Source organism: Allosphingosinicella sp., assembly GCF_046295735.1.
Taxonomy (GTDB): Bacteria; Pseudomonadota; Alphaproteobacteria; order Sphingomonadales; family Sphingomonadaceae; genus Allosphingosinicella.
On the sequence record NZ_JBKBMQ010000014.1, the window covers coordinates 79,380 to 106,215 of the forward strand.

The window sequence follows — 26,836 nt, forward strand, 5'->3', positions numbered from 1 at the left end:
AAAAGCCCCTCTCCTGGGGAGGGGGCTAGAGCGGCAGCAGGGCGGCGACGATGCGGCGGTCTTCGGCGCGGAGCATGCCCCAGGCGCGGGCGGCGGCGCGGCTGTCCATCGCTTCGATGCCGATGCCGCGCGCCTCGAGGTCGCGGACCAGGCGGCGGGGCGGGAAGGCCATCTTCGCGCCGGTGCCGAGCAGCAGGAATTCCGGCCCGCCGCCGAGCAGCGCCTCCAGATGGCCGATCTCGAGCTCGGCGAGCGCCGGCGGCTCCCAGCCATGGGCGCTGTCCGGCGTCAGCAGCAGCGCCCGGTAGACGCCGCCGTCGACGGTGAAGCCGCCCGCGGCGAAGCCCTGGACGACCGGGCCGCTCGCCTGCGGGTCGCGCTCAAACCTGGGCGCCATCATAGCCTTCGTTGCGCCCGGCCGGCATCCGCTCGGCGGGGCCGGCGTCCTTGGGCAGGAAGCTGTGCGGACCGACCTTCAGCCAGATGAGGATCGGCGCCGCCATATAGACCGACGAATAGGTGCCGATGATGATGCCGAGCAGGATCGCCGCGACGAAGCCGAAGATCACGTCCGGGCCCATCATCAACAGCACGAACAGGGCGATCAGCATCGACAGGCTGGTCATGATGGTGCGCGCCAGCGTCTCGTTGATCGACAGGTCGAGCAGCGGCTCGATCGCCATCTTGCGATACTTGCGCAGATTCTCGCGAATGCGGTCGTAGACGACGATCGTGTCGTTCAGCGAATAGCCGATGATCGTGAGCAAGGCCGCGACGATGTTGAGGTTGAACTCGAGCTGAGTGAGCGCGAAGAACCCGAACGTCAGCGCCACGTCGTGGAACAGAGCGAACAGCGCGCCGACGCCGAATTGCCATTCGAACCGCACCCAGATGTAGATCGAGATGGCGATCATCGCGAACAGCAGCGAGAGGCCGCCGGCGCGGAACAGCTCGTTCGACACCTTGCCCGACACGGTCTCGACCGATTCGATGCGGGCGCCCGGATAGCCTTGCTCCACCAGCTGGCGCAGCTGCTGCGCCGCCACGTTGGCCGCCTCCTCGCCGCCGGTCTGGGGCAGCGGCATGCGGATGGTGACGGTATGGCCCTCGGTCTGCGCGCCCGGCGTCCCGAACTCCTCCTGGATGACGCCTTCGCCATAGCCTAGGCCCGACACCTGGCTGCGCAGCTGGTCGAGGGGCGGGGATTCCTGGAAGGTCACCCGCATCGATTGGCCGCCGACGAAGTCGATGCCGAGGTTGAGGCCGCGGGTCGCGACCAGCGCGACCGAGCCGATGATCATCAGCAGCGAGATGAGCATCGCCACGTTCCGCCAGCGGACGAAGCCGATATTGGTGGTCTCGGGAACGAGTTTCAGAAGGCGCATGGTCAATCTCTTCCCGTCGCTCCGGCCGCGGCCGGAGTGGACATGAGGGCGGTGGCGAAGCGGCGCGTCATATCACCAGCTCCTTCGGCCGCGCGCGGCGCAGCCACAAGGCGGCGAACATCCGCGTCACGGTGACGGCGGTGAACACGGAGGTGATGATGCCGATCACCAGCACCACCGCGAAGCCGCGCACCGGGCCCGAACCGAAATAGAAGAGCAGCGATCCCGCGATCACGTTGGTGATGTTCGCGTCGAAGATGGCGCGCTGCGCTTCGCGGTAGCCGGTCGCCACCGCGTCCACCACCTTGCGGCCCCTTCGCTGCTCCTCGCGTATGCGTTCGTTGATCAGCACGTTGGCGTCGACCGCCGCGCCGATCGTCAGCACGAAGCCGGCGATACCGGGCAAGGTGAGCGTCGCGTTGAGCGCCGCCATGATGCCCAGGATCAGGAAGACGTTCAGGATCAGCGCGATGTTCGCATAGACGCCGAAGCGGCCGTAGACCGCGATCATGAACACCAGCACCGCGACCGTGCCGATGATGCCGGCGAGCGTGCCCGAACGGATCGAATCGGCGCCGAGGTCCGGCCCGACGGTCCGCTCCTCCACCACCGTCAGCTCGACGGGCAGCTTGCCCGACCGCAGCGAGATGGCGAGCTCGTTCGCGCTCTCGACGGTGAAGCCGCCCGAAATCTGCGCCGATCCGCCCAGGATCGGCTCGTTGATGTTGGGCGCGGAAATGACGACGTCGTCGAGGATGATCGCGAACGGCCGGCCGACATTCTCCTGCGTCACGCGGGCGAAGCGGCGGCCGCCTTCGCCGTCGAAGCGGATGTTGACGACAGGCTCGTTGGTCTGCGGGCTGAAGCCCTGGATCGCCTCGTTGATCTGGTCGCCGGTCACCATCGCCCGCCGCTGGACCGCGATCACGCCGGCCGGCGAGGTGGGGTAGGGGAGGATCTGGCTGCCCACCGGCGCGCGGCCCTGCGCCAGCTGCTCCGGCGTGGCGGTGAGATCGACCAGCTTGAATTCGAGCCGCGCGGTCCGGCCGAGCAGCGCCTTCAGCGCTTCGGGGTCCTGAAGGCCCGGCACCTGCACGACGATGCGGTTCGATCCCTGGCGGATGATGGTGGGCTCGCGCGTGCCGAGTTCGTCGATGCGGCGGCGGACCACTTCGGTCGCCGTCTCCATCGCCCGCTCGATCGCGTCGTTGATGCCCGCCTCGGTCGGCCGCATCACCACGCGGGTGGTGTCGACGACGTTGACGTTCCAGTCGCGCTGGCCGGTGAGGCCGACCGGCTGGGTCTGGCCGCGCGCCAGTTCCGCGGCGGCGTCGACCTGCGCCGGGTTGCGCACCAGGAAGCTCAGCTGGCCGCCCGCCGTCGACACTTCGCCGATCTCGATGCGCGGCCGCTGCCGGCGCATTTCGAGGCGGATCGCCTCTTCCATCTGCTCCAGCCGCTGGCGCGCGACGTCCTCGGTCTGCGCCTCGAGCAGCAGGTGGCTGCCGCCGGCGAGATCGAGGCCGAGATTGATGCGCGCCGTCATCCAGTTGGGCAGGCCCTGGAGGTGCCGCTCGGGGACGAAGCTCGGGACCGACAGCAGCACGCCGACGATCAGGATGATCGAGATGCCCCAGATCTTCCAGCGGGGGAAATCGAGCATGGCTCAGTCGTTCGCCGGCTTGGCGCCGTGGGGGCGGACGTCGCTCAGCATGCCCTTGATCACCCTGATCCGCACGCCCTGGGCGATTTCCAGCTCGACCTCATTGTCCTCGACCTTGGTGACCTTGCCGACCACGCCGCCGCCGGTGACCGCGGTGTCGCGCGGCTTCACCGCCGCGATCATCTCGCGGTGCTGCTTCATGCGCCGCGCCTGCGGACGGATCAGCAGGAAGTAGAAGATGACGAAGATGAGGAGCAGCGGAAAGATGCCCGCGAAGAAGCCGCCGGCTCCTCCGGCTGCGGCGCCGCCCGCTGCGGCATAGGCTGGGGTTTCGAACATTCACGTCTACCTGGATGAGAGGTGGGCGCCCCGGGGCGCCTTTCGGCAAGGCCGCGCGACTATCATGGGAAGCGCCGCCTGCGCAAGCAAGGGCTGGGGGAGGCGCGGGGCCGCTTGCCTTCCCTCTTTCACCGGCCTACATGGCCCCCGCGGTCGGAGCGTAGCGCAGCCTGGTAGCGCATCACACTGGGGGTGTGGGGGTCGCTGGTTCGAATCCAGTCGCTCCGACCATCGCATTCAGCCGGCCGTCCTCTCGGGGGACGGCCGCCTTGCGCCTCACCGCTCCCGCCCGCGCTCCGCCTTCAGCACGGTGCCGTAGAGCTTTCCAATCCCGATCAAGGCGATGCCGAGGCCGAGGAAGGAGAGGATCCGGAGCACGCCTTCCAGCTCCGACGCGTCGACCAGGAACACCTTGAGGATGGTGAGCGTGAGCGCGGCGAGGCCCGCCACCCGCAGCCCCTTGTCCGGCAGCCGGACGCCCGCGCCCATCAGCAGCATCGACACCAGCAGCCCGGCCAGCGAATAGAGATAGAATTCGGCGAGCGGCATTCCGGGCCCGGTCAGGATCGGCCCCTGGAAGCTCTGCCGCACCATCAGCAGCGCGCCGAGGCCCAGGCTCGCCAGCGACAGGATCAGCCACAGCCCCGCCGCGCCCGGCCGGGTCGCGCGCCGCCGCGCCGCGTAGAGCCAGAAGGCGCCGAGCAGATAAGCGGGCAGGAGCAGGTTCAGCACCGGCAGCGCGCCGACATGCTGCGCCGCGACCCAGGGATTGAGCACCAGCATGTCGAACCAGACGAGCCGCACCGCCGCGAAGGCGGTCAGCGCCGTTCCCGCCACCGCGAGCTGGTCCGCTCCCAGCCAGCGCCGCCCGACGCCGAGCCCGGCCAGCAGCCAGCCGGCGAGGAACAGCGCCTGCGTGATCGCCGTCCGCTCGGCGAAGCCGCGCGCCACGAAATCGTCGCGGTCGGCCAGGCCGAACATCTGCTTGAACAGGATATAGGCGCCCAGCGTCGCGAAGGCGCCGCCCAGGATCGCCGCCGACCGCCGCAGCCCCGCCGGCTCCGCCGGCAGCGCCGCCCACAACAGGGCGAGCAGTGCGGCCGGAAGCAGCAGCGCCCAGCCCGCCGCGGCGGGCGGGGGCAGTACCTCGGTCAGCACCGGCATCCCGAGCAAGGCCGTCGCCAGCGCCTCGCCCAGTTCCGGCACCATCGCCAGCGCGCGCAGCCCCGCCGCCACCAGCAGCACCGCCGGGATCATCGCCAGCGCCCCGTCGCGCAGCCGCCGCGCCGCCAGCGCCGCCGCGACCGCGACGATCAGCCAGGCGGCGACGAGCAGCTGTCCGGGCAGCAGGTCGTAGGCCGCCGCCGCCGCCAGCGCCGCCGCCGCGCCGGCCGCGGCGAGCAGGCCGAGATCGCCCGGCGCCTCGCTCGCGTGGCGGCGCTGGCTCCAGCCGATCGCCGCCGCGGCCGCCGCCAGCGCGAGGAACAGCGCGCCCCAGGCCGGCCGCGCCAGCAGCGCGGGCGTCGCGAGGCGCAGCAGGAGCGCCGGTCCCGCGATCCCGGCGGCCGCGACCCCGGTCCAGACAAGCCGGTCGCCCCGCCGGGCGAGCGCCGCGCCCGCGCCGCCGAACAGCAGGGTTCCCGCCGCCGCGGCCAGGGCCGGCTCGGCTCCCGCCCCCGCGTCGGCGAGCAGCACCAGCAGCAGCGCGAGCGCCAGCGGCGCGGCATAAAGCTGTTCCCGCCGCAGCGCCGCCAGCGCCATCGCCGCGCCGGCGAGCAGCAGATAGAGCAGCCAGCCGAGCGGCTCCGGCGCCGCCGCGGTGACGATGGCGACCTGGACGAGGCCCAGCCCGGTCGCCGGCGCCAGCGCCAGCCGGTGCGTGCCCGGCGGCCGGGCCAACGCCGCCGCGAGGCACAAGGCGATCACGAACAGGCCGATCGCCACCGGCTCGATCGCCGGCGCCAGCGACAGCGCGCCGGTCCACAGGAAGCTTCCCGCCACCGCCGCCGCGGCTAGGCACGGCCAGCCGCGCGACCAGGCGAGCGCGAAGATGGCGGCGTTGAGGAAGCCCAGATAAACGAGCAGGGGCACCGCGCCCGCATCGGCGTTGCCGATCAGCAGCGGCGACAGGAAGCCGCCGATCAGGCCCATCGCCGCGGTCGGGGCGCCGTGCCTCAGCGACAGGCCGAGCGCCGCCAGCGTGATCGCCAGCATCAGCGCCGACGCGAGCCCCGCGCCGATCAGGCCGTAGAGGATGTGGCTGCCATAAGCCGCCGCGTAGAGGACGGCGAGCCCGGCGCCGACCAGCGCCTGCGCCACCCGCGGATCCTCGGCGAGGAAGCGGCCGCGCCGCGCATATTCGCCGGCGCCGAGCAGGACGAGCCCGAACAAAGCCGCGCCGATCATGCGCAGCTCCGGCGTCACCAGCCCGATCTCGATCGAATGGCGGATGAGGAAGACCGCCGCCAGCACCAGGGCCGCGCCGCCGACCCAGATCAGCAGCCGCCCGCCCACCATCTGCTCGAACCAGCCGGACAGCGACTGCGACGGCGCCTCGTCGGCTTCGTCCGCCCCGTCCGCCTCGTCCCTGAAGCTGTCGTCTTCGGCCCAGGTCCGCGCCGGGATCGGGTCGGCCGCCCGTTCGACGAACAGCGGCGCCCGCCGCTCCGGTATCGCCTCGGGGGCGGGCTCGACCTCGCGCATGTCCGCTTCGGGCGCGGCCCGCCGCGCCTCGGCCAGCGCGCGGACGATCCCGATCTCCGCCTCCAGCCGCTCCACCCTTCGGGCGAGCCTGCGCTGCTCGAGCATGGCGAACAGGAACGCGCCCACCAAAACGATGAGGATCAGCCACATAGGCTCGGAGGCTAGCCGCGCCCCTCGCCGCTGTCGCGGGAAATCTGCGCCGTCAGATGCGGTGCAGCGGGACTTCGGCCAGCTCCCCCGCCCAGCCCGCGCGCGCCTGGCGCAGCAGCCGCTCGGCCGCCGCGGCATTGCCGAGCTGGGTCTCCGCCTCGGCCAGCGCGTAGAGAGCGAGCGGGTCGTTCGGCCAGCGGCGCAGCGAGGCGCGCAGCTGGTCGCGGGCCTCGCGCGCTTCCCCGCCGGCCAGCAAGGCGGCGCCGAGGCTGCGGCGGATCGAATACCAGAAGAGCGGCGGATCGGATGAGAAATTGGCGGTGAGCTGCCGCTCCATCGCCGCGCGATAGGCGCTCGCGGCGGCGCGGTGGTCGCCGGCCAGCATCGCGCCCCGGCCTTCCAGCACCAGCTGCACGATCTCGACGAGCCGGCCGGCCGTCGGGCTGCCGAGCTGCGGCGCTTCCGCTCCGCCCCGGATCGCGGCGATGGCCGCCGCTTCGGCGCGGACCCCTTCGGCGTCGCCGCGCCGCGCCAGCGCCTCGCCGCGGGCATAATGGCGCATCGCCCGTCCGAACACCGTGTCTTCCGCCGCGTCGGCCAGTACCGCCCCCGGATCGCCGTGGAGGCCGCGCGCGTAATAGGTCGCCGATCCGACGATCCGTGCCCGCGCCGGCACGTTCGCGCCGGCGAGATAGGCCGCGCGGAACTGGTCGGACACGGCCAGCGCGGTGGCGCCGTCGCCGCGGGCGAGCGCGCTGATGATCGCGAAGTGCATGTTGTGCCCGAGAAGGCCGGTGCGATAGTCGGACGGCACCGCCCGCGCCCGCTCCACGAAGGCGCGGTCGGCCGCGATCGCCGCCACGTTCACCGCCGCCGCGTCGGCATAGCGGCCGACTCCGTAGAAGCTGTGCGAGGGCATGTGGATCAGGTGGCTGGCCGCCGGCGCGATCCGGCCCAGCCGCTCGGCATAAGGCACGGCGAGCTGCTGCCGGTCGATCCAGTCGGTGAGGTGGATGTAGTAATGGATGGCGCCGCCATGATCCGGATTGCGCCGCAGCACCCGCTCGAGCAGCGTCTGGGCGACGCTGCCCGGCCGCAGGTTGCCGCGCGTCACCACCATCCGCGCGTCGGCGGCGATCACCGCCATCAGGTCGTCGCGGGGGAAGCGCCGCGCCGCCGCCTCCATCGCCGCGGCATAGGCGTCGCCCGCGAAGGCGTCCCCGCCGCCGGTTCGGACCAGCATCGCCTCGACCAGCGCCCGGTCGCGCGGCGACAGGCCCGCGCCCAGCGCCGCGGCCTTCTGCGCCGCCGCCCGCGCGGCGGGAAGCTCCTCGCTGCGCGGTTGCAGGTTGATGGTCGGGCCGCGCGCCCAGGCTTCGCCCCAGTAACACATCGCACAGGCGGGATCGGCCCGCTGCGCCATCCGGAAGGCGCGGATCGCCTCCACCTCGTCGAACGCCCAGACCAGCCGCGCCCCCTGCGCGAACCAGGCGCGCGCCTCGGCATTCGCGCTGTCGGGCTCCACGCCGGCATGGCCGAGGCCGTCGACCAGCACCGGTTCGGGCAGTTCCGCCTGCGCCGAAGCCGCGGCGGCCGCGTCGGGCGCGCACATCGCCTCGGACGACCGCGGTTCCGCCCGCACCGCATCCGCTCCCGCCTCCGCGGCCAGCAGCCCCGCCCCCAACGCCGCGACGATCGGCAGCACCCGCATCGACCCCTCTCCTCTTTTCCCGAAAGCCTAGTCCCGTTCCGCCCCGCGGGAAAGCGCCTCCTCACGGCGTGACAGCCCCGTCATCGCCAGGAGCGAAGCGACGCGGCGATCCATGGACGCCGGCGCGCCTCGAAAACATGGATTGCCGCGCCCCCTTCGGGGGCTCGCAATGACGGGAGATGTTTTTCCGTTTTCCTACACGTAACCAATCAGGTTATTTCCTTGCCGTTCATGAACCGAGGAGTCACGCAGATGGTAGATGAACTGATCGACGAAGTGATCGCGCGGGAAGGGGGCTTTTCGGACCATCCGGCGGACAGAGGCGGCCCCACCCGCTGGGGCATCACGGAGAAAGTGGCGCGGGCGCATGGCTATCGCGGCGACATGCGCCACTATCCGCGCGACGAGGCGGCGGCGGTCTATCGCCGCATCTACTGGTCGCGGCCGGGGCTGGACCGGGTCGCCGCGCTGTCGACCCGCATCGCCGGCGAATTGTTCGACACCGGCGTCAACATGGGTCCCGAGGTCGCGATCGGTTTCCTGCAGCGCGCGCTCAACGCGCTGAACCGGAACGAGAAGGACTATGCCGACCTCGCCGTCGACCGGCGGATCGGCCCGCGCACCGAAGCGGCGCTCGCCGCCTATCTCAAGGTCCGCGGCCGGTCCGGAGAGGCGGTGCTGCTGAAGGCGCTGAACGCGCTCCAGGGCGAGCGCTATATGCGCCTCGCCGAACAGCGCCCGGCCAACGAGGCTTTCCTCTACGGCTGGCTGGCGGGGCGGGTCGGATGAGCCTTGTCCGGCACGACCCGAACGAGCCGCCCCGCGCCCGCGCGTCATACGTCACTGCGAACATTCGGAACATTCGGGGTTGGCGATGAGCGCGGATCCGGGCGCGCCGCCGCCGCATCGCGGCTCCTTCTATCGCGCGACGCTCGGTCTGGTCGCGCTGGCCGGGGGTCTGCTCGGCCTCGCCGGCCTGTTCTTCGTGCCGGTTCCGGAAGGCAATCGCGAGCCGCTTTTGCTCGCGCTCGGCCTGGTGCTCGGCTGGGGCTCGACGGTGATCGGCTACGAATTCGGGTCCTCCCCGGCGGGGCGGAAGGCGGCGGACGCGGGATTGCGCCCGCGGCCGCGGCCACCCAAATAGCCGCCAAACCCGAGCGGGAGCATGACATGGAAAGCTGGCACGGCACGACGATCCTCGGCGTGCGCAAGAACGGCAGGGCGGTGATCGCGGGCGACGGGCAGGTCTCGCTGCAGTCGACGGTGATCAAGCCCAACGCGCGCAAGGTGAGGCGGATCGGCGACGCGTCGGTGGTGGCGGGCTTCGCCGGCGCCACGGCCGACGCCTTCACCCTGTTCGAGCGGCTGGAGCGCAAGCTCGAACAGCATCACGGCCAGCTGCTGCGCGCCGCGGTGGAGCTCGCCAAGGACTGGCGGACCGACAAATATCTGCGCAATCTCGAAGCGATGATGATCGTCGCCGACAAGGACGTCACCCTCATCCTCACCGGCAATGGCGACGTGCTGGAGCCGGCGAACGGCGTCGCCGCGATCGGCTCCGGCGGCAATTTCGCGCTCGCCGCCGCCACCGCCCTCTACGATTATGAAGAGGATGCCGAGACGATCGCCCGCAAAGCCATGGCGATCGCCGCCGACATCTGCGTCTACACCAACGGCAACCTGACGGTGGAAGTGATCGAAGGCGCGGCCGGCTAGGACGGCCACCGCCTCACTCCCCCCAAAAAAAACCGTTCGGCCTGAGCTTGTCGAAGGCCGCCCCTTCTTTTCCTCCTCCCACCCCGTCAGAAAGGGGTGGGCTTCGACAAGCCCGGCCCGAACGGTTTTGGGGAAACCCCGAGCGATGATGACGATCGAGCGCCGCCGCTTCCTCCGCTCCGCCGGTCTCGCGTCCGGCGCCTTGCTGCTGCCGGGCTGCGCCGCCACCGTCGTTCGCACCGCCGCCGCGGCCGCGCCGCCCTGTCTCGCGCCGGTCAGGGTCGACGAAAGCCGGGTGATCCGCACCGTCGCGGGCCTCCGGCCCTACCGCGCCTCGGGCTTCGTGGTGCGGGAGGAGCGGGTGGGGGACGCCCGCATCGTCCACAATTACGGTCATGGCGGCGCCGGCATCACCTTGAGCTGGGGCACGTCCCGGCTGGCGGCCGGTCTCGGCCTGCCCGGCCATTCCGGCCCGGTGGCGGTGATCGGCGCCGGCGTGATGGGCCTCACCACCGCCCGGCTGGTGCAGGAAGCGGGCTTCCCGGTCACGATCTACGCCGCGGCCCTGCCGCCGGACACGACCTCCGACGTCGCCGGCGGCCAGTGGAGCCCGTTCGGCCATTACCGTCAGGCGGCGGTGACTCCGGAATGGCGCGCGCAGTTCCACGCCGCGCTCGATTACAGCTGGCGCCGCTTCCAGATTCTTGTGGGCGAGGAATATGGTGTGCGCTGGCTCCCGACCTATGCCCAGGGCGGCGTCGCGCAGGGCGACGATTCGCTCGCCGTCTATCATCCCGGCGGCCGCGACCTCGCCGCGCACGAACATCCGTTTCCGGTGGACACGCTCGCCCGCTTCGACACCATGTATGTCGAAACCGGCCGCTTCCTGCGCCGGCTGCTGGCCGACATCCAGGGCGCCGGCGGACGGATCGAGGTCCGCCGCTTCGACAGTCCCGCCGCCATCGCCGCCTTGCCGGAGCGGCTGGCCTTCAACTGCACCGGCCTCGGCGCCCGCGCCTTGTTCGGCGACGAGGAGCTGGTGCCGGTGCGCGGCCAGCTCGCCATCCTGCTTCCGCAGCCCGAGGTCCAATATGCCTTCACCGGATCGGCCGGCTACATGTTCCCGCGGCCGGACGGGATCATCCTTGGCGGCACGTTCGAACGCGGCGAATGGGAAGCCGTGCCGCGGCCCGAAGCCATCGCCCGCATCCTCGCCTCGCACCGCCGCCTGTTCGCCGGCTGGCGCTGCCCCGGCTTGACGGCGGCGGGGGAGGGGCCATCTAGGCCGTGACAGCCGAACCTATCCGACGGACCCATCCCGAATGAACGACAAGCTTACCCCCAAGGCGGTGGTCGCCGCCCTCGACGCGCATATCGTGGGCCAGAACGAGGCGAAGCGCGCGGTCGCCGTCGCGTTGCGCAACCGCTGGCGCCGCCAGCGTCTGCCCGACGCGCTGCGGGACGAAGTGACGCCCAAGAACATCCTGATGATCGGCCCGACCGGCTGCGGCAAGACCGAGATCTCCCGCCGCCTCGCGCGGCTCGCCGACGCGCCGTTCGTCAAGGTCGAAGCCACCAAGTTCACCGAGGTCGGCTATGTCGGCCGCGACGTGGAGCAGATCGCCCGCGACCTCGTCGAGGAGGCGGTCCGGCTGGAGAAGGAGCGCCGGCGCGAGGCGGTGCGCGAGGCCGCGTCCGCGGCGGCGATGGAGCGGCTGCTCGACGCGCTCACCGGCAAGGACGCGAGCGCCGCCACCCGCGAGGCCTTCCGCCAGCGCCTGACCGACAATCACCTCAACGACAATGAGGTGGAGATCGAAGTGGTGGAGCAGCCCTCGACTCCGTTCGAAATCCCCGGCCTCGGCGGTCAGGTCGGCATGATCAACCTCAGCGACATGATGGGCAAGGCGTTCGGCCAGGCGCCGAAGAAGCGCCGCCGGATGCGCGTCGCCGACGCCTGGGACAAATTGGTCGAGGAGGAATCGGACAAGCGGCTCGACCAGGACGACGTCGCCCGCACCGCGCTGAAGGACGCGGAGGCCAACGGCATCGTCTTCCTGGACGAAATCGACAAGATCGCCGTGTCCGACGTGCGCGGCGGCTCGGTGAGCCGCGAGGGCGTGCAGCGCGATCTGCTGCCGCTCATCGAAGGCACCACCGTCTCCACCAAATACGGGCCGATGAAGACGGACCATATCCTCTTCATCGCCTCCGGCGCCTTCCATGTCGCCAAGCCGTCGGATCTGCTGCCCGAGCTTCAGGGGCGGCTGCCGATCCGGGTCGAGCTGAAGGCGCTGAGCGAGGAGGATTTCGTGCGCATCCTCGCCGCGACCGAGGCGAGCCTCACCGAGCAGTACAGCGCCCTCATCAACACCGAGGGCGTGGAGGTCGCCTTCACCGACGACGGCATCCGCGCCATCGCCCGCATCGCCGCGGAGGTGAACGCGCAGGTGGAGAATATCGGCGCCCGCCGGCTCCAGACGGTGATGGAGAAGCTGCTGGAGGATGTGAGCTTCGAGGCGGAGGAACGGGTCGGTGAGACGGTCACCGTCGACGCCGCTTATGTCGAACGCCAGCTCGCCGACATCGCCCGCGATACCGATCTCAGCAAATATGTGCTCTAGGCGGCGTCCGGCGCGGCGCCGGCGGCGGGCGGGGGGCGGTTGAGGCCGAGACGGCGGGCGGCCCAGCCTAGGGTCGGGCCCTGGACGAGGCTCGACACCAGCACGACGAAGAAGACGATGTTGAAGATGGTGAAGGCGCCCGGCACGGCCGCGACGATCGGGAAGGTCGCCAGCACGATCGGCACCGCGCCGCGCAGGCCCACCCAGGACACGAGCAGCTTCGCCCGCCAGTCGAACCGGAAGGGCGCGAGGCAGATGAAGACGCTGAGCGGCCGGGCGACGAACATCAGCACCGCCGTAATGGCGAGGCCCGGCAGCACGATGTCGAGCAGCCGCGACGGCGTGGCGAGCAGGCCGAGCGTCAGGAACATCGCCACCTGCGCGAGCCAGGCCATGCCGTCCTGGAAGGTGGACACGGCCCGCTTGGCGGCGAAGCTGCGGTTGCCCGCCATCAGGCCCGCGACATAGGCCGAGAGGAAGCCGTTGCCGCCCAGCACCTCCGCCAGGCCATAGGCCATCAGCGCGGCGGCGATCGATACGACGAAGCCCAGTCCGCCATAGCGGAAGTGCGCCCGGTTCAGCGTCTCCGGAAGCAGATAGCCGACGAGCAGGCCGACCAGCGCTCCCATCCCCATCTGCACGACGAAGCTGGACGCGAGCCCGACGACGGGCGCGGCGGGGGACGCGATGAACAGCAAGGCCGCGCCCACCAGGAAGATGGCGGTGGGATCGTTCGATCCGGATTCGAATTCGATCAGCGCCTGGACGTCGGGCCGCAGATCGATCCCGCGCGAGCGCAGCACGGCGAACACCGCCGCCGCGTCGGTGGAGGCGACGACGGCGCCGAGCAGGAAGCCCTGGATCGGGGTGAAGTCGAGCAGCCAGGTCGCCGCGGCGCCGACGGTCGCGGCGCTGAGGGCGACGCCGAGCGTCGCCAGCACCAGCGCGGGCGCCGCCACCTTGCGGACATTCTGCCACGCCGTGTCGAGCCCGCCCGAAAAGAGGATGAAGACCAGGCAGACGATGCCGACGAACTGGGTGAACAGATAGTCGTTGAACATCAGCCCGCCCGGACCGTCCTCGCCCGCGAGCATGCCGAGGCCGAGAAAGCCGATCAGCGCGGGCAGCCCGAAGCGGCTCGACAGGGTGCCGGCCAGAACGGTCAGCAGCAGCAGCAGGCCCACGCCGAGCAGCGTGACTTCGGGAGCGGCGAGAGGCATGGCCCTAAAGAGCGGGTCGGCAGGCCCGGTTCAAGGCCTATCGCAGGGAAGCCTTATTTGTTGGTGCGGCCGAGATCGTTCGGATCGGCGCCGCCGCCCAATGCGGCGTCGTTGCCGCGATCGCCTTCGATCGTGTTGTCGCCGCGCAGCAGCTCCGGATCCTCGGTCTCGCGCGCGAAGATGCCCTTCGACTGGCCGATGCCGGGATTGTCTTCCAGATCGTCCGGCAGCTTGACGGATTGGTCCTGCGGGGAGGGGTGCTTGTTGCTCATGGATTGAACTCCTTTCCCGCCATCAACGCGCGCCGAGCCGATCCCGTTCGTCCGCTTCGTCCCGGAAACGCCACATGATCCCCTGCTCGAAGGGGGTCCAGACGCCGATCCGCACGCCGGCATGGCCCAGAATGTCGCCGGTCCACTGATTGGAGGTGCGGAAGGCATGATAGGTGCCGTGCGCTTCGTAGAAGGTGTCGTTGTCGCGATAGCCTTCGCCGGTGAGCGGGATGGCGGCGCCGTCCGCATCGCGCTCGAAGCTGGCGGCGATCGCCTCGGCCATCCGGCGATAGGCGTCGGGCGGCAGGCGCAGCGGCCGGTGCGCGGCGGACGGGCGCGGCGTGCCCATATGGGCGACATGCATCAGCGGGTCGCCGCCGGTCAGCGCCCGCACCGCGGTGCGCAGCGTGAGATCGGCCCAGCGCTCCGTCTCCAGATAGAATTCGCGCTGGCCCCAGCCGATGCCGACCCAGCCGTCCGCCGCGCCCGGATCGCGGACATGGTCGGGCGGAAGCAGGGCGTACCAGTCCACTCCCTCTGCATCGGCGGGCAGCACGAGATCGGCATGGACGCCGTTGGTCCGCACGAAGATCTGGACGCCGGCATCGGGCTCCTGCCAGCCCGGGTTGCGCGGGACGAGCGCGCCCGCGAGCGCGGCGAGCAGGTAGAGGAGCGGCACCGCCAGCAGCGCCACCAACGTCCACTTCAGCCAGCTTTTCCTTCGGGTCTTCGTCACGGCGGTCTCCTTGCCCCCACCAACGGATCGGGGGGCGAGGAAGTTCTGGGGCTTGGCTTGTGGCGTCCCCACCGCCTAGACGAGTGGCTCAGCCGCAGCCGGAGGCCCCATGAAATTCCTCGTCGTCCTCGCCTTGTTGTTCGCCGCCGCCACGTCCGCCGAGGCGCGGCTCAGCCCTCAGGAGCGCCGCATGGTGGAGACGGTGGAGCGGGAGCGGGGCCGGACCGTCGAGCTGCTGGAGCGGCTGGTCAATCAGAACAGCGGCACCCTCAACCTCGCCGGGGTCGAGGCGGTCGGGCGGATGATGCGCGCCGAGCTCGAGCCGCTGGGCTTCGCCGTGCAATGGGTCGACATGCGCGAGACCGGCCGCGCCGGCCACATCGTCGCGACGCATCGCGGCAACGGCCGCGGCAAGAGGATGCTGCTGATCGGCCATCTCGACACGGTGTTCGAGCCCGACAGCCCGTTCCAGACCTTCCGCATCGAGGGCGACCGGGCGATCGGCCCCGGCGTCGGCGACGACAAGGGCGGGATGGTCGTGATCGTCGCCGCACTGCGGGCGATGCACGTCGCCGGGACGCTCGGCGGCGCGGACATCATGGTCGTGCTGACCGGCGACGAGGAACGGCCGGGATCGCCGATCGAGGTCGCCCGCCGCGACCTGATCGAGGCGGGGCGCTGGGCCGACGTGGCGCTCGACTTCGAGAATCTCAGCATCGAGAACGGCGTCGACATGGGCGTGGTCGCCCGCCGCAGCTCGACCAGCTGGACGCTGCGCACCACCGGCCGCACCGGCCATTCCAGCGCCGTCTTCTCCGAAGAGATGGGCCATGGCGCGATCTACGAGATGGCGCGCATCCTCGACGCCTTCCGGCGCGAGCTTCCGGAGACGAACCTAACCTTCAACGTCGGCGTGATCGGCGGCGGCACGCCGGTCGAAATGGACGCGGAAGGGCTGCGCGTCACGGCCGAGGGGAAGACCAACATCGTCCCCGAAGCGGCGATCGCCCGCGGCGACATCCGCACCCTCACGCCCGAGCAGGACGCGCGGGTGCGCGCCGCCATGCAGGCGATCGTCGCGCGGCATCTGCCGCACACCACCGCCGAACTGGAATTCGCCGCCGACGGCTATCCGCCGATGGCGCCGACCGAGGGCAATCGCGCGCTGCTGGCACGGCTGAACGAGGTCAACCGCGCCCTCGGCCTTGCCGAAATGCCGGAATTCGATCCCGCCCGCCGCGGCGCCGCCGACATCAGCTTCGTCGCGGGCGATACCGACGGGCTGGCGGGACTGGGCGCGGGCGGGGGCCTCGCCCACGCGCCCGGCGAATATATCCTGCTCGACAGCCTCGACCGGCAGGCCAAGCGCGCCGCCATCCTGATGAGCCGCCTCGCCCGCGAGCGGCGCTGACGCCGTCACACCGTATTCGCCGCAGCCCCTGTTCCAACCGCTCGTAAATGGCGGCGAGACTAAGGTGCAGACGGTCTCCGGACAGCGGCCGGGGCGGCGGCGGGCCGGGTCTTTTTCCGGTCCTATCGGCCCGCCGCCCGTCCCGGCCGTTCGCCGGGGAGCAGCAGATGCTTCTGGATCTTGCCGGCCGAGGTGCGCGGGAATTCGCGCACATATTCGAAGCTTAGCGGCACCTTGTAAGGCGCCAGCCGGCTCCGGCAGAAGGATCGCAGCTCGTCCGCCGCGGGCGGGAGCGTCCCGCTGGCGAGCTGGATGAAGGCGCGGCCGGCCTCGCCCCAGGTCGGGTGCGGCGCGCCGACGACCGCGACGTCCGCCACGGCGGGATGGGCGCAGAGCACGTTCTCCACCTCGGCCGGATAGACGTTCTCGCCGCCCGAAATGAACATGTCCTTCCGCCGACCCGCGATATAGTAGAAGCCGTCCGGATCGCGCCGCGCGAGGTCGCCCGAGCGCAGCCAGCCGTCCTCGGTAAAGGCGGCGCGGGTCGCGTCCTCGTTGCGCCAATAGCCCGGCGTCACCGCCGGACCTCCGAACAGCAGGTCGCCGACCTCTCCCGGCGCGACGTCGCGGCCGTCGAACCCGACGATGCGGACGCTGCACAGCAATTGCGGCTTGCCGACTGAGCCGACCCGCTCCCAGGCGTCGTCCCGGTCCATCAGGAAGGCGGTGGGCCCGGTTTCGGTCATGCCCATGCCGTTGCACACGCGCACGCCGAGATGGCGGTAGCGTTCCACCAGCACGTCGGGCAGCGGCGCCCCGCCGCAGCCCCAATGGCGGACATGGCCGAGCGGCGCGGCCGCGAAGCGGGGATGGTCGAGCAGCGTCTGGTAGACGGTCGGCACCGCGAAGAAGGTGTCGATCCGCCGCCCCTCGAACAGGCGCACCAGCGCCTCGGCATCGACGCCGGGCAGGACCAGCACCCGCCCGCCGGCGATCAATGTCGGCAGGCTGTGGAGGTTGATCCCCGCGGTATGGAACAGCGGCAGGAAATTGGCCGTCGCATCGGCCGCCGTGATGCCGATCGCCGTCCCGATATTGACGAAGTTCGAAAGGGCCATGCGGTAGGTGTAGATCACCCCCTTCGGCCGCCCGGTCGTGCCGGACGTGTAGAGCAGATACCAGATCGACGCGGCGGGCCAATGATCGCGGGACGGCGCCGGCACGGCCGCGTCGCGGAGCGCCGGATAGTCGCCGTCGAGCGCGATCAGGGGCGGCGGCGCCGACAGAGCGCGCACCGCATCCGCGTCTTCGGCGCCGTGGAACAGCAGCGCCGGCGCGCAATCGGCGATCAGGCCGTCCAGTTCGGCCGGCGGCATGCGCCAGTTGAGCGGCACCAGGATCGCGCCGAGCTTCGCGCAGGCGAACAGCAGCTCGAAGAATTCGATCCGGTTGCGGCAGAGGAGCGCGATGCGATCGCCCTCGGCCACGCCGCGCGCCGCGATCAAGGCCGCCGACCGAGACGCGCGCTCGTTCAGTTCCCCATAGCCGATCAGGCGGCCGGCGCGCACATCCTCCAGCGCCACCGCATGGGGCGTCAGCAGGGCGCGCTTGGCGATCAGGTCGGGGACGTCGCCGATCATGGCGCGCGCGGCCTCAATCCCTCGGCGACCAGGTCGATCGCATGGTTCGCGACATCCTCGGGGCTCAGGTCCTGGTTCCAGATGCCGTAGCGCATGCCCAGGAACACACTCATGCCGATCAGCGTCCAGCCGCGCAGCTCGTCCGGCCCCTCGCTGATCTCCCCCCGCGCCGCGGCGGCGGAAAGGTTGCGGCGATAGCCTTCGACGAAGCTCAGATAATGTTCGCGGTAGACGTCGTGGGCGACGAACTGCGCTTCCTCGATGATCCGGTAGAGCTCGGGATGCTGGCGGACGAAGGCGATGAAGGCGGCAAGGCCGATCCGTTCGGCGGCGATCCGGTCCGGCGCGCCGCGCACCGCTTCGGCGACATGGGCGCGCGTGGCGCGGCTCATGTCGCGGACCAGCGCCCGGAACACCTCCTCCTTGGATTCGAAATAGGTGTAGAAGGTGCCGAGCGCGACGCCCGCGCGCTGGGTGATGCCGGTGATCGCCGCCTCGTGATAGCCGCGCGTCCCGAATTCCTGGGCGGCCGCCTCCAGCACGCGCCGCAGCGTCTTGCGCCCGCGCTCGGTCCGCGGGACCTTGTCTCCAGCGCCCGACCTTTCGCCGATCTGCTCCATGGCCTCTCCCCTGGCGCGAACTTGAACCGACTCTCAACTAAGTGCAAGCGGCGCCCGCGCGGCGGCGGCCTTCAGAAGGGCGGCGGCGACCCGCTGAACGCCGGCACGGCCGCCCGGCACCGCCTTTTGGCGTTATTCCCCTCGACCCGATCGCCTGTATTGAGGTTCTCTCCAATGCTTGGAGGGCGGGGATTTGGACGGTTATGTCGATCTGGAGCGCCGGTCCGGGCGGCGTCGGGCCGTCGAACTCGACGCCGGCGTGCGGCGGCTGGGCGCGGGCGGGCGACCGGTGAAGATTTTCGATCTGTCCGAAAGCGGCTGCGCCTTCGAGCCCGCCGGCTTCCTGAATGTCGGCCAGACGGTGTTCGTGCGTCTCCCCGGCGTGGAAAGCTGGCCGGCCGTCATCGCCTGGGTGCGCGACGGGCGGGCCGGCTGCCGCTTCGAGCGGCCGTTCCATCCCGGCGTCGTCGCGCGCCTGCTGCCCGGCCGCTGACCCGGCTCAGCAGGGCACCATCTTCGCGAGCGCGCTTGCGGCCGCGTCCAGCAGCGCCCGGGTGACCCTGGCCCTGAACAATGCGAGGTCGCACAGCAAAGCGAAGACGACCAGCAGCCAGAGCCCGTAGGCGAGTCCCACATAATCCGCGTAGAGCAGGGTGAAGAACCAGTTCTGCCCGAACAGGTAGAAGGCGCTCGCGACGATCGCGGCGAGGCCGAGCAGCACGCCCGGCACCAACAAGGCGCGCGTCCGGTCCGGCCTCAGCACGGACAGGCCGGTCAGCGACAGGAAGGCCAAGAGGTTGGCGCCCGCGAAGATACGAAGATCCCGCAGCAGTGCGACGGCGATCTCGGCATAGTTGCCTTCGATGAGGTCGCGTATCTGCGGCGCGGCGCGCTCCAGCATCGACAGGCGCCGGGTCGCTTCGGAGTCCAGCCGCTGGAGCAGCCGGCCGCGGCATTCGCATTCGCGGTCCTGCATGCGCGCAATCCCCGCCGCGATTTCTGCATGGACGCCGCTCGCCAGCCGAGCGCGTATGTCCGCGGCTTCGGTCTCGTGGCGCCGCGCCAGTTCCGCGGACCATCCTCGGACCCGCGCGTCGCCCGCCACGGCGCCCAACGCCGGAAGCCGCCGCGCAACCCGGTTTTCGATCTCGCTCTGAATGAAGCCCCGCGCCGCGCGCTCCACATGGATCGGCGCCGCGAAGGTGAGCGCGAGCAGCAGCGCGAACGGCAGCGCGCCGGCGACGCCGATCAGGCGAAGTATCCACCCCTCTGAGCCCCCCGAGACCATGTTCTTCAGCTAGCCCACGCTACCCCGAGTGTCACGTTCTCCACAAACTTGAACATTGACTCAACTTTCATTTTGAGCAATAGGTCCGCGCTGCCGAAGCCTCGAGAAGGGCGCGGCGCCGGGAGGGGTAGTTGAACTTTTTCACCGCCAGCGACGGGGCGCGGATTGCCTATCGGGACGAAGGAGCGGGCACGCCCATCGTGCTGCTTCACGGCCTGATGGCGCATGGCGGCTTCTTCAGGGAGCAGCGCGGCCTCACCGGCCGGTTCCGCGTGATCAGCGTCGACCTGCGCGGCCATGGCGCCTCCCGCGGGGACGGTCAACGGCCGACGGTGGGGCAGCTCGCCGACGATGTGGCGGGCCTCGCCGCCGCGCTCGGCCTCGAAGGCGCGGTCGGCGTCGGCTGGTCGCTCGGCGCAACGATTCTCTGGCACGTGCTCGCGGGGCCCGCAGGCGGACGCTTCGCGGGCGCGGTGGTGGTCGACATGACCGCCCGGGTCTGCAACGGCGCCGATTGGGACCTCGGCCTGTCGCCGGAAGCGTGCCAGGCGCGCACCGACGCCATCCGCGACGATTTCGAGACCTTCGCCGTCAATGCCGGACAGGCGATCTTCGCCCAGCCGATCGACGGACCCCGCCGCACCCTCGCCGACTGGGCGAGCTTCGAATTCGCCCGCAACGATTCCGAAGCGATCGGCGCGGTCTGGGCCTCGCTGATGGAGGAGGATGCGCGCCGCCTGCTCGGCCGGATCGCGCATCCGACGCTGATCGTGCGCGGCGCCCACAGCCAGCTCTACGGCCCAGGCACGGCCGACCATCTCGCCGCCGCCTTGCCGCACGCGCGCATCGTCGCCTTCGATGCGTCGGGCCACGCCCCGCATCTCGAACAGCCCGATTTGTTCAACCAGGTCATCCGGGACTTTGCGGATCAACTCGCCCCCGCCCCCGGCGCACAGAGAATGGAAATATGAGGAGGAACGCCATGAACACAGCCTTCGCCGCCAGCCTTCGGCTCGGCACCGCCACCCTTGCCCTCGCGATCGCCTCGCCGGCGCTCGCCCAGGCCCCCGAACGCGACGAGCGCGCCGCGGCCGCCTCGACCCCGGACGTCGCCCAGACCGCCGATCCGACCGCGCCCGCCGGCGAGATCGTCGTCACTGCCCGCCGGCGCGCGGAAAGCCTGCAGGACGTGCCGATCTCGGTCACCGCGCTCGACGGCGCGGCGCTCGAAAGCCGCGGCGCGGTGGATCTCACCGCGGTGATGCAGCAGACGCCGAACACCACCCTGCAGATCGCCCGCGGCTCCAACTCGACCCTCATCGCCTTCATCCGCGGCGTCGGCCAGCAGGACCCGCTCTGGGGCTTCGAACCCGGCGTCGGCCTCTATGTTGACGACGTCTACGTCGCCCGTCCGCAAGGCGCGGTGCTCGACATCTTCGACATCGAACGGGTCGAAATCCTGCGCGGTCCGCAGGGCACGCTCTACGGCCGCAACACGATCGGCGGCGCGGTGAAATATGTCACCCGCCGGCTCGGCCGCGATTTCGAAGGCCGGGTGCGCGCCTCCTACGGCAGCTTCAACCAGGTCGATCTGGTCGGCTCCGTCTCGGCGCCGCTCGGCGGCGGGCTCAGCGCCGGCGCGGCTGTCGCCTGGTACCAGCGCGACGGCTATGGCGACAATCTCAACACCGGCAACGAACATTACAACAAGGACGTGCTCGCCGGCCGCGTGAGCCTGGAATATGCGCCCAACGACACCCTGTTCTTCCGCCTGGCGGGCGACTGGACGCGCGACGATTCCAACGCGCGCCACGGCTATCGCCTGACCGGCAATGCGGGCCAGCCGGCCTTCGCGCCGCCCGCCAGCGTCTACGACACCCGCGCCGGGGCCGGCGACGCCAACCGGGTCGACACGCGCGGCCTGTCCTTCACGGCCGAGTTCCGCGCCACGCCGGAGATCACGCTCAAATCGATCACCGCCTATCGCGACGGCGAGACCAACGGCAATATCGACTTCGACGGAACGCCCGGGCCGGTGCTCGACATCCCGGCCTTCTACGAGGACGACCAGATCAGCCAGGAAGTGCAGCTTCTCTACGAGGGCGACCGCATCCAGGGCGTGGCCGGCGTCTATTATCTCGACGGCAACGCCGCGGGCGCGTTCGACACCGTGCTCGGCCTCGCCAATCTCACCATCTTCACCACCGGCAGCGTGGAGACGCGCAGCATCGCCGCCTTCACCGACATCAACTTCAACATCTCCGATTATCTGCGCCTGTCGGTCGGCGGCCGCTACACCCGCGACAAGCGAACCGGCACCGTCTACCGGCAGAATTTCACCGGCATCCGCAGCCCGTTCTTCGGCAATGCGGCGGCCGTGCCGGGCCTGGTGCGCACCAATTACACGAACACCCGCACCGACGACGAGTTCACGCCGCGCGTCAGCCTGTCGTGGCTGCCGAACCCGGACACGACGCTCTACGCCTCTTATTCGAAGGGCTATAAATCGGGCGGCTTCGACATGCGCGGCGACGCCTTCCTGACGCCGCAGACCGTGAACGGCTACGATCCGGAGACGGTCGACGCCTATGAAGTGGGCCTCAAGACCTACGGCTTCGGCCGCTCGCTCTACCTCAGCCTCGCCGCTTTCTATTCCGATTACCGGAACCAGCAGGTGACGACGCAGGTGGTGGCGCCCGGCCCGAGCGTCGCGAGCTTCGTCGACAATGCCGGCGACAGCCGCGTCTACGGCCTCGAAGCCGAATGGCGCGCCCTCATCTCCGACAATTTCTCGGTGAGCGGCATGTTCGGCTACACAAACGCGAAGTTCCGGCGGTTCACCACCTTCGATCTCGCCACCAACCGCTTCATCGACGTGGCCGATCAGCGGGTGTTCCAGAACACGCCGAAATTCACCTTCGCCGTGTCGCCGACGGTGAGCGCCAACCTGGCGGGGGGCACGATCGCCTTCACCCCGTCCATGTCGTTCCGCTCGGAATATTCGCAGTTCGAAATCCCGAACCCGCTGCTCGACGAGGACGGCTATGTGCTGGTCGATGCCAGCATCGTGTGGACCTCGCCCGATCAGCGGCTGCAGATTTCGGCCCATGGCCGCAACCTGCTCGACGAACGCTACAAGATCGGCGGCTACAACTTCCCGGGCGCCCTGTTCGGCAACTCGATCATCGGCTTCTACGGGCCGCCGCGCACCTTCACGCTGACCGGCCAGGTGCGCTTCTAAATGGTCGAGGCGAGGAGCAGGGGCGGCGCCACGCCCACGTCGAGGGTGCTGTGGATCCTGCTCCTCGCCTATATCTTCAACTTCGTGGACCGGCAGATCATCGGCATCCTGGCGGTCCCGATAAAGGCTGATCTGGCGCTCAGCGACACCCAGCTCGGCCTGATGGGCGGGCTTGCCTTCGCGCTCTTCTACACCGGGCTCGGCATTCCGATCGCCTGGGTCGCGGACCGCTGGAGCCGGGTCAACATCATCGCCGCCGCGGTGGCGGTGTGGAGCGGCTTCACCGCTCTGTGCGGCTTCGCGCAGAATTTCTGGCACCTGTTCCTCGCCCGGATGGGCGTCGGGGTGGGGGAAGCGGGCGGCGTCGCGCCGTCTTACTCGCTGATCGCGGACTATTTCCCGCCCACCCGCCGCGCCCGCGCGCTGGCGATCTTCTCCTTCGGCATTCCGATCGGGTCGGCGCTCGGCATCTTCTTCGGCGGATGGATCGCGACCCATGTCGACTGGCGCACCGCCTTCATCGTGGTCGGCCTGCTCGGCCTGCCGGTCGCGCTGCTGGTGAAGCTCGGCATCAAGGAGCCGGTGCGCGGCGGCTACGACCGGGCGGAAGGCACCGAGCCCGAACCCGCGCCGCCCTTCAGCCTCGTCGCGGCGACGCTGGCGAAGAAGCCGAGCTTCTGGCTGCTGTCCTTCGGCGCCGCGTCGGGCTCGATCCTGGGCTACGGCCTCATCTTCTGGCTGCCGAGCTTCTTCCGCCGCAGCTTCGATCTGGAACTCGCCCAGGTCGGCTGGTTCTACGGCTCGATCGTGCTGATCGGCGGCGTGATCGGCACCTGGCTCGGCGGTTGGCTCGGCGACCGGATCGGCGCGCGCAATCCGGGCGCCTACGCCCTGGTCCCCGCCATCTGCTTCCTGCTCGCCGCCCCGGCTTATGCGCTCGGCCTGTTCGCGCCCAGCCTCGCGCTCGGCTGGCTGCTGTTCGTCATCCCGCAGGCTCTGGGCCTCGCCTGGCTCGGGCCGATCATCGCCGCCGTCCAGCACATCGTGCCGCCGACGATGCGCGCCACCGCCTCGGCGAGCTTCCTGTTCATCAACAACCTGATCGGGATAGGCTTCGGCACCTGGTTCGTCGGCTTCATGTCCGACAGCGTCGCGCCGATCTACGGCGACGACAGCCTGCGCTATTCGATCCTTTACACGCTCGGCTTCTACCTCCTGAGCTCCGCCCTCTATTTCGCCGCCTCTTTCACCCTGAAGAAGGACTGGCACAGCAACGCCCCGGCGGAGGCGAGCCGGGAGGGCGTGGAGGGCGTGGTCTGAGGGATTGCCCCTCCACCGCACTTCGTGCGGTCCCCCTCCCCATCGCCTGCGGCGACAGGGAGGATAAGGAAGCGTGGATTGACACGTCCTCCCTGCGGGCGCAGCCCGTGGGGAGGGGGACCGCCCGCAGGGCGGTGGAGGGGCTATGCGGCAGACGAGCAAGGCCACCGTCGCGAAGGAGAGAACGCTGCGCCGCGATCTCAGCCCACCGGAGGCGCGGCTCTGGCAGTACCTCCGCACCCGGCCCGCAGGCTTCAAGTTCCGGCGGCAGCACCCTGCCGGACCATTCATCCTGGACTTTTACTGCCCGTTGGCGCGGCTCGCGATTGAGATCGACGGCGAGGCCCATGGCATGGGCGGTCGTCCGGATCGCGACTTGAGGCGCGACGCCTGGCTGGAACGCGAGGGCTTCAGCGTCCTGAGAATTCCAGCTGCGGAGGTCAGGGAGAATTTCGAGGGTGCTGTGTTGCTGATCATGGAGCGTTGCGCGGGGCGTGGTTAGCCCCTCCACCATGCTTCGCATGGTCCCCCTCCCCATGGAGCTTTCGCTCCACAGGGAGGATTCTGAGAACCTGTCCTCCCTGTGCGCGAAGCGCATGGGGAGGGGAACCGCCCGCAGGGCGGTGGAGGGGCTAAGGGCGCTCTCGGCAGTGCTCCAGAATGTGCAACACAGCGCCCTCCAAGTTCGTGTGCAGTTCAGCCGCCGGGATGCGCAACACCAGTATGCCATGCTCCGTAAGCCACCGGTCGCGGCGGATGTCGCGAGCGGGGTTGGCACCCATGTCGTGGGCTTCTCCGTCCACCTCGATCGCCAGCCGCGCGGCCGGGCAGTAGAAGTCGAGGATGAACGGTCCGGCCGGATGCTGACGGCGGAACTTGAGACCTTCGGGGCGGGTGCGCAGATATTGCCAGAGCCGGGCTTCGGGCGGGCTGAGCGCGCGCCGGAGGGAGCGGGCTTTGGCGACGGTGGCTTTGCTCGTTTGCCGCATTTGCCCCTCCACCATGCTTCGCATGGTCCCCCTCCCCATGGAGCTTCGCTCCACAGGGAGGATTTGGTCAGGTCGCGAAGCTGGGGTCGAGGCGGTAGGCTTTGCGGAGCAGCGCCGGCCAGGCGAGGGCGCCGGCGGCGAGCTTCAGGCCCATCTTGCCTTGCTGGGCGGTGACTTCGGGAGCGCCCTGGGGCGGGTTGTTGAGGGCGCCGTCGCCGGCCGACAACGCCAGGATCTGCGCCTCGCAGGCGCGTTCCAGGAAATACATCTTGAGGAAGGCCTCGCCGACCGTCTCGCCGACCGTCAGCGTGCCGTGGTTGCGGAGCAGCATCGCGCCCTTGTCGCCCATGTCGGCGATGATCCGCTCGCGCTCGTCGAGGTCGACCGCGACGCCCTCATAATCGTGATAGGCGACGTCCTCGCGCACCAGCATCGCCGTCTGGGTGAGCGGCAGCAGCCCCTCGGCATGGGCGGAGACGGCTTGGCCGTGGGGCGTGTGGAGGTGCATCACCGCATGGGCGTCCTCGCGCGCCATGTGGAGCGCGGAATGGATGGTGAAGCCGGCGGCATTGGTCATGAACGGCGTCTCGCCGACCGGATGGCCGTTCATGTCGACCTTGACCAGGGAGGAGGCGGTCACCTCCTCGAACATCAGCTGATAGGGGTTGAGCAGGAAATGATGCTCGGGCCCCGGAATGCGCGCCGACAGGTGGGTGAAGATGAGATCGTCCCAGCCGTAATGCGCGACCAGCCGGTAGGCGGCGGCGAGATCGACGCGGATCTTCCACTCCTCCGGGCTCACCTTGTCCTGCATCGAGGGGATGTCGACCGAAGCCAGCGGGTGCGCCTCGGCCATGCTGCGCTCGATCGCGTCGATCCGTCCCATCGCGTCTCTCCTCCGGATTTTGGGGGCGACTATAGCGGCGGCGCGATGGGCGACAATCCTTGCCGTGGCGGTCAACCGGCGTCGGGATGGGCGGCGGCGAAGGCGGGGTGGGCGCGGGCGGCCTCGTCCGCGCGCAGCAGGGTCGGAAAGTCGTCGACCGGCACGTCGAAGCGGCGGGCATTGTACATCTGGGGAACCAGGCAGATGTCGGCGAGGCCGGGCGCGTCGCCGAACAGGAAGGCGCCGGCCCGGGGCGCGGCCATCGCCTCCAGCGCGGCGAAGCCCTCGCGGATCCAGCGGGCGATCCATTCCGTCTTGGCCGCATCGTCCTGGCCGAGCGGGCCGACCAGATATTTCAGCACGCGCAGATTGTTGAGCGGGTGGATGTCGCAGGCGATGGTGAGCGCCATCGCCAGCACGTGCGCCCGCTCGCCCGGATCGGCGGGCACCAGCCTCGGCTCCGGATAGCGGGCGTCGAGAAAGTCGATGATCGCGAGGCTCTGGGTCAGGCGCAGCCCCTCCGCTTCCAGCAGCGGCACGAAACCCTGCGGGTTGCGGGCGCGATAGTCGTCGCTCTTCTGCGCGCCGGTGACGAGATCGACCCGCACGCGCTCGAACGCGACGCCCTTCAGGTGAAGGGCGATGCGGACGCGGTAGCTGGCCGAGGAGCGGTAATAGTCGAACAGGACGGGCTTGGTCATGGCGGCAGGATAAAGGCGGCGGCGGGGGAGGGGAAGTCAGCCGCGGCCGCGGCCGCGGCCTCTGCCCTTGCCCTTGCCGCGGGCCTTGCCCCGTTCGGCGCGGGCGGGCGCGCGGCGCGCCTCGCGCGGCGCGGACGCGGAGGCGCGCCGCACGCTTCGCTCGGTGGCGGGGCGGGCCGCGAGCGGCGCGGCGGCGGCGCGTCCGGCCGGGGCGCTGCCGG

Annotated in this window: 27 protein-coding genes and 1 tRNA gene; 12 read left to right on the top strand and 16 right to left on the bottom strand. The window is 70.3% G+C overall.

The features are described 5' to 3' along the window. Window positions 1–25: 25 nt before the first annotated feature. The 4 genes from ACK4K7_RS13455 to yajC form a co-directional block, all read right to left on the bottom strand. Window positions 26–400: an Mth938-like domain-containing protein gene (locus ACK4K7_RS13455; protein WP_431866753.1), complete on the bottom strand. Its 375-nt coding sequence runs from the start codon at window positions 398–400 to the stop codon at window positions 26–28. Continuing rightward, on the bottom strand, window positions 381–1,385 hold the full coding sequence (gene secF, locus ACK4K7_RS13460; protein ID WP_431866754.1) for a protein translocase subunit SecF: 1,005 nt from the start codon (window positions 1,383–1,385) through the stop codon (window positions 381–383). Before secF ends, ACK4K7_RS13455 begins: the two co-directional genes overlap by 20 nt. 67 nt (window positions 1,386–1,452) lie before the next feature. Continuing rightward, complete coding sequence (secD, locus tag ACK4K7_RS13465) at window positions 1,453–3,048, bottom strand: protein translocase subunit SecD (protein WP_431866756.1); 1,596 nt, start codon at window positions 3,046–3,048, stop codon at window positions 1,453–1,455. A 3-nt stretch (window positions 3,049–3,051) separates the two neighbouring features. Further along, complete coding sequence (gene yajC / locus ACK4K7_RS13470) at window positions 3,052–3,387, bottom strand: preprotein translocase subunit YajC (RefSeq protein ID WP_431866757.1); 336 nt, start codon at window positions 3,385–3,387, stop codon at window positions 3,052–3,054. A 154-nt stretch (window positions 3,388–3,541) separates the two neighbouring features. On the opposite strand from yajC, the gene ACK4K7_RS13475 reads away from it, so the two are divergent. Then, window positions 3,542–3,618: transfer RNA gene (locus ACK4K7_RS13475), tRNA-Pro, on the top strand. A 45-nt stretch (window positions 3,619–3,663) separates the two neighbouring features. On the opposite strand, the gene ACK4K7_RS13480 is transcribed toward ACK4K7_RS13475, so the two are convergent. After that, window positions 3,664–6,240 carry a DUF2339 domain-containing protein gene (locus ACK4K7_RS13480; protein WP_431866759.1) on the bottom strand — a complete coding sequence of 859 codons (2,577 nt, stop codon included), beginning with the start codon at window positions 6,238–6,240 and terminating at the stop codon, window positions 3,664–3,666. Between the two features lie 52 nt (window positions 6,241–6,292). Next, window positions 6,293–7,951, bottom strand: a complete 1,659-nt coding sequence (locus ACK4K7_RS13485) for a hypothetical protein (protein ID WP_431866761.1) — start codon at window positions 7,949–7,951, stop codon at window positions 6,293–6,295. Between the two features lie 252 nt (window positions 7,952–8,203). Here ACK4K7_RS13485 and ACK4K7_RS13490 point away from each other — a divergent pair, with 252 nt between their 5' ends. The 5 genes from ACK4K7_RS13490 (at window position 8,204) to hslU (ending at window position 12,291) form a co-directional block, all read left to right on the top strand. Further along, on the top strand, window positions 8,204–8,740 hold the full coding sequence (locus ACK4K7_RS13490; RefSeq protein WP_431866762.1) for a glycoside hydrolase family 108 protein: 537 nt from the start codon (window positions 8,204–8,206) through the stop codon (window positions 8,738–8,740). An 85-nt stretch (window positions 8,741–8,825) separates the two neighbouring features. Then, window positions 8,826–9,095, top strand: coding sequence for a hypothetical protein (locus tag ACK4K7_RS13495; RefSeq protein ID WP_431866763.1), 270 nt, complete (start codon window positions 8,826–8,828; stop codon window positions 9,093–9,095). Window positions 9,096–9,121: 26 nt separating this feature from the next. Next, complete coding sequence (gene hslV / locus ACK4K7_RS13500) at window positions 9,122–9,667, top strand: ATP-dependent protease subunit HslV (RefSeq protein WP_431866765.1); 546 nt, start codon at window positions 9,122–9,124, stop codon at window positions 9,665–9,667. A 145-nt stretch (window positions 9,668–9,812) separates the two neighbouring features. Continuing rightward, on the top strand, window positions 9,813–10,958 hold the full coding sequence (locus tag ACK4K7_RS13505; protein WP_431866767.1) for an FAD-dependent oxidoreductase: 1,146 nt from the start codon (window positions 9,813–9,815) through the stop codon (window positions 10,956–10,958). Window positions 10,959–10,989: 31 nt separating this feature from the next. After that, complete coding sequence (gene hslU, locus ACK4K7_RS13510; protein ID WP_431866768.1) at window positions 10,990–12,291, top strand: ATP-dependent protease ATPase subunit HslU; 1,302 nt, start codon at window positions 10,990–10,992, stop codon at window positions 12,289–12,291. Here the strand turns inward: hslU and ACK4K7_RS13515 are convergent. From ACK4K7_RS13515 to ACK4K7_RS13525, 3 genes are read right to left on the bottom strand one after another with little or no spacing between them, the layout of a single operon-like run. Beyond that, window positions 12,288–13,511: a potassium/proton antiporter gene (locus ACK4K7_RS13515; protein ID WP_431866770.1), complete on the bottom strand. Its 1,224-nt coding sequence runs from the start codon at window positions 13,509–13,511 to the stop codon at window positions 12,288–12,290. The two genes, hslU and ACK4K7_RS13515, sit on opposite strands and share 4 nt — an antisense overlap. Window positions 13,512–13,564: 53 nt before the next feature. Continuing rightward, window positions 13,565–13,783, bottom strand: a complete 219-nt coding sequence (locus ACK4K7_RS13520; protein WP_431866772.1) for a hypothetical protein — start codon at window positions 13,781–13,783, stop codon at window positions 13,565–13,567. Between the two features lie 22 nt (window positions 13,784–13,805). Further along, the gene (locus ACK4K7_RS13525) at window positions 13,806–14,519 is read right to left on the bottom strand and encodes a TIGR02117 family protein (protein ID WP_431866773.1); all 714 of its coding nucleotides are present in this window, start codon (window positions 14,517–14,519) and stop codon (window positions 13,806–13,808) included. A gap of 109 nt (window positions 14,520–14,628) precedes the next feature. Here ACK4K7_RS13525 and ACK4K7_RS13530 point away from each other — a divergent pair, with 109 nt between their 5' ends. Further along, window positions 14,629–15,930 (top strand): M20/M25/M40 family metallo-hydrolase, encoded by a 1,302-nt coding sequence (locus tag ACK4K7_RS13530; RefSeq protein ID WP_431866774.1) that lies wholly within the window; start codon window positions 14,629–14,631, stop codon window positions 15,928–15,930. Window positions 15,931–16,052: 122 nt separating this feature from the next. On the opposite strand, the gene ACK4K7_RS13535 is transcribed toward ACK4K7_RS13530, so the two are convergent. Further along, on the bottom strand, window positions 16,053–17,570 hold the full coding sequence (locus tag ACK4K7_RS13535; RefSeq protein WP_431866776.1) for a class I adenylate-forming enzyme family protein: 1,518 nt from the start codon (window positions 17,568–17,570) through the stop codon (window positions 16,053–16,055). Continuing rightward, entirely contained in the window at window positions 17,567–18,190 is a 624-nt protein-coding gene (locus ACK4K7_RS13540; RefSeq protein ID WP_431866777.1) for a TetR/AcrR family transcriptional regulator, read from the bottom strand. Before ACK4K7_RS13540 ends, ACK4K7_RS13535 begins: the two co-directional genes overlap by 4 nt. A gap of 193 nt (window positions 18,191–18,383) precedes the next feature. Here ACK4K7_RS13540 and ACK4K7_RS13545 point away from each other — a divergent pair, with 193 nt between their 5' ends. After that, window positions 18,384–18,683, top strand: coding sequence for a PilZ domain-containing protein (locus ACK4K7_RS13545; protein ID WP_431866779.1), 300 nt, complete (start codon window positions 18,384–18,386; stop codon window positions 18,681–18,683). Between the two features lie 6 nt (window positions 18,684–18,689). Here the strand turns inward: ACK4K7_RS13545 and ACK4K7_RS13550 are convergent, their stop codons facing one another. Beyond that, entirely contained in the window at window positions 18,690–19,478 is a 789-nt protein-coding gene (locus ACK4K7_RS13550) for a hypothetical protein (protein WP_431866781.1), read from the bottom strand. Between the two features lie 131 nt (window positions 19,479–19,609). Between ACK4K7_RS13550 and ACK4K7_RS13555 the strand changes: the two genes are divergently transcribed. The 4 genes from ACK4K7_RS13555 to ACK4K7_RS13570 all read left to right on the top strand — a co-directional run bounded on the left by ACK4K7_RS13555 (window position 19,610) and on the right by ACK4K7_RS13570 (window position 24,541). After that, window positions 19,610–20,449 carry an alpha/beta fold hydrolase gene (locus ACK4K7_RS13555; RefSeq protein WP_431866782.1) on the top strand — a complete coding sequence of 280 codons (840 nt, stop codon included), beginning with the start codon at window positions 19,610–19,612 and terminating at the stop codon, window positions 20,447–20,449. An 11-nt stretch (window positions 20,450–20,460) separates the two neighbouring features. Continuing rightward, window positions 20,461–22,719: a TonB-dependent receptor gene (locus ACK4K7_RS13560; protein WP_431866783.1), complete on the top strand. Its 2,259-nt coding sequence runs from the start codon at window positions 20,461–20,463 to the stop codon at window positions 22,717–22,719. Beyond that, on the top strand, window positions 22,720–24,039 hold the full coding sequence (locus ACK4K7_RS13565) for a spinster family MFS transporter (RefSeq protein WP_431866785.1): 1,320 nt from the start codon (window positions 22,720–22,722) through the stop codon (window positions 24,037–24,039). Between the two features lie 145 nt (window positions 24,040–24,184). Next, the gene (locus tag ACK4K7_RS13570; protein WP_431866787.1) at window positions 24,185–24,541 is read left to right on the top strand and encodes an endonuclease domain-containing protein; all 357 of its coding nucleotides are present in this window, start codon (window positions 24,185–24,187) and stop codon (window positions 24,539–24,541) included. A gap of 130 nt (window positions 24,542–24,671) precedes the next feature. Here the strand turns inward: ACK4K7_RS13570 and ACK4K7_RS13575 are convergent, their stop codons facing one another. The 4 genes from ACK4K7_RS13575 to ACK4K7_RS13590 form a co-directional block, all read right to left on the bottom strand. Beyond that, window positions 24,672–25,052, bottom strand: coding sequence for an endonuclease domain-containing protein (locus ACK4K7_RS13575; protein WP_431866789.1), 381 nt, complete (start codon window positions 25,050–25,052; stop codon window positions 24,672–24,674). Window positions 25,053–25,095: 43 nt separating this feature from the next. Further along, window positions 25,096–25,884 (bottom strand): class II aldolase/adducin family protein, encoded by a 789-nt coding sequence (locus tag ACK4K7_RS13580; RefSeq protein WP_431866802.1) that lies wholly within the window; start codon window positions 25,882–25,884, stop codon window positions 25,096–25,098. A 101-nt stretch (window positions 25,885–25,985) separates the two neighbouring features. Beyond that, window positions 25,986–26,615 (bottom strand): maleylacetoacetate isomerase, encoded by a 630-nt coding sequence (maiA, locus tag ACK4K7_RS13585; RefSeq protein ID WP_431866791.1) that lies wholly within the window; start codon window positions 26,613–26,615, stop codon window positions 25,986–25,988. 36 nt (window positions 26,616–26,651) lie between these two features. Continuing rightward, a partial coding sequence (locus ACK4K7_RS13590; RefSeq protein ID WP_431866793.1) for a hypothetical protein occupies window positions 26,652–26,836 on the bottom strand: 185 nt, incomplete at its 5' end.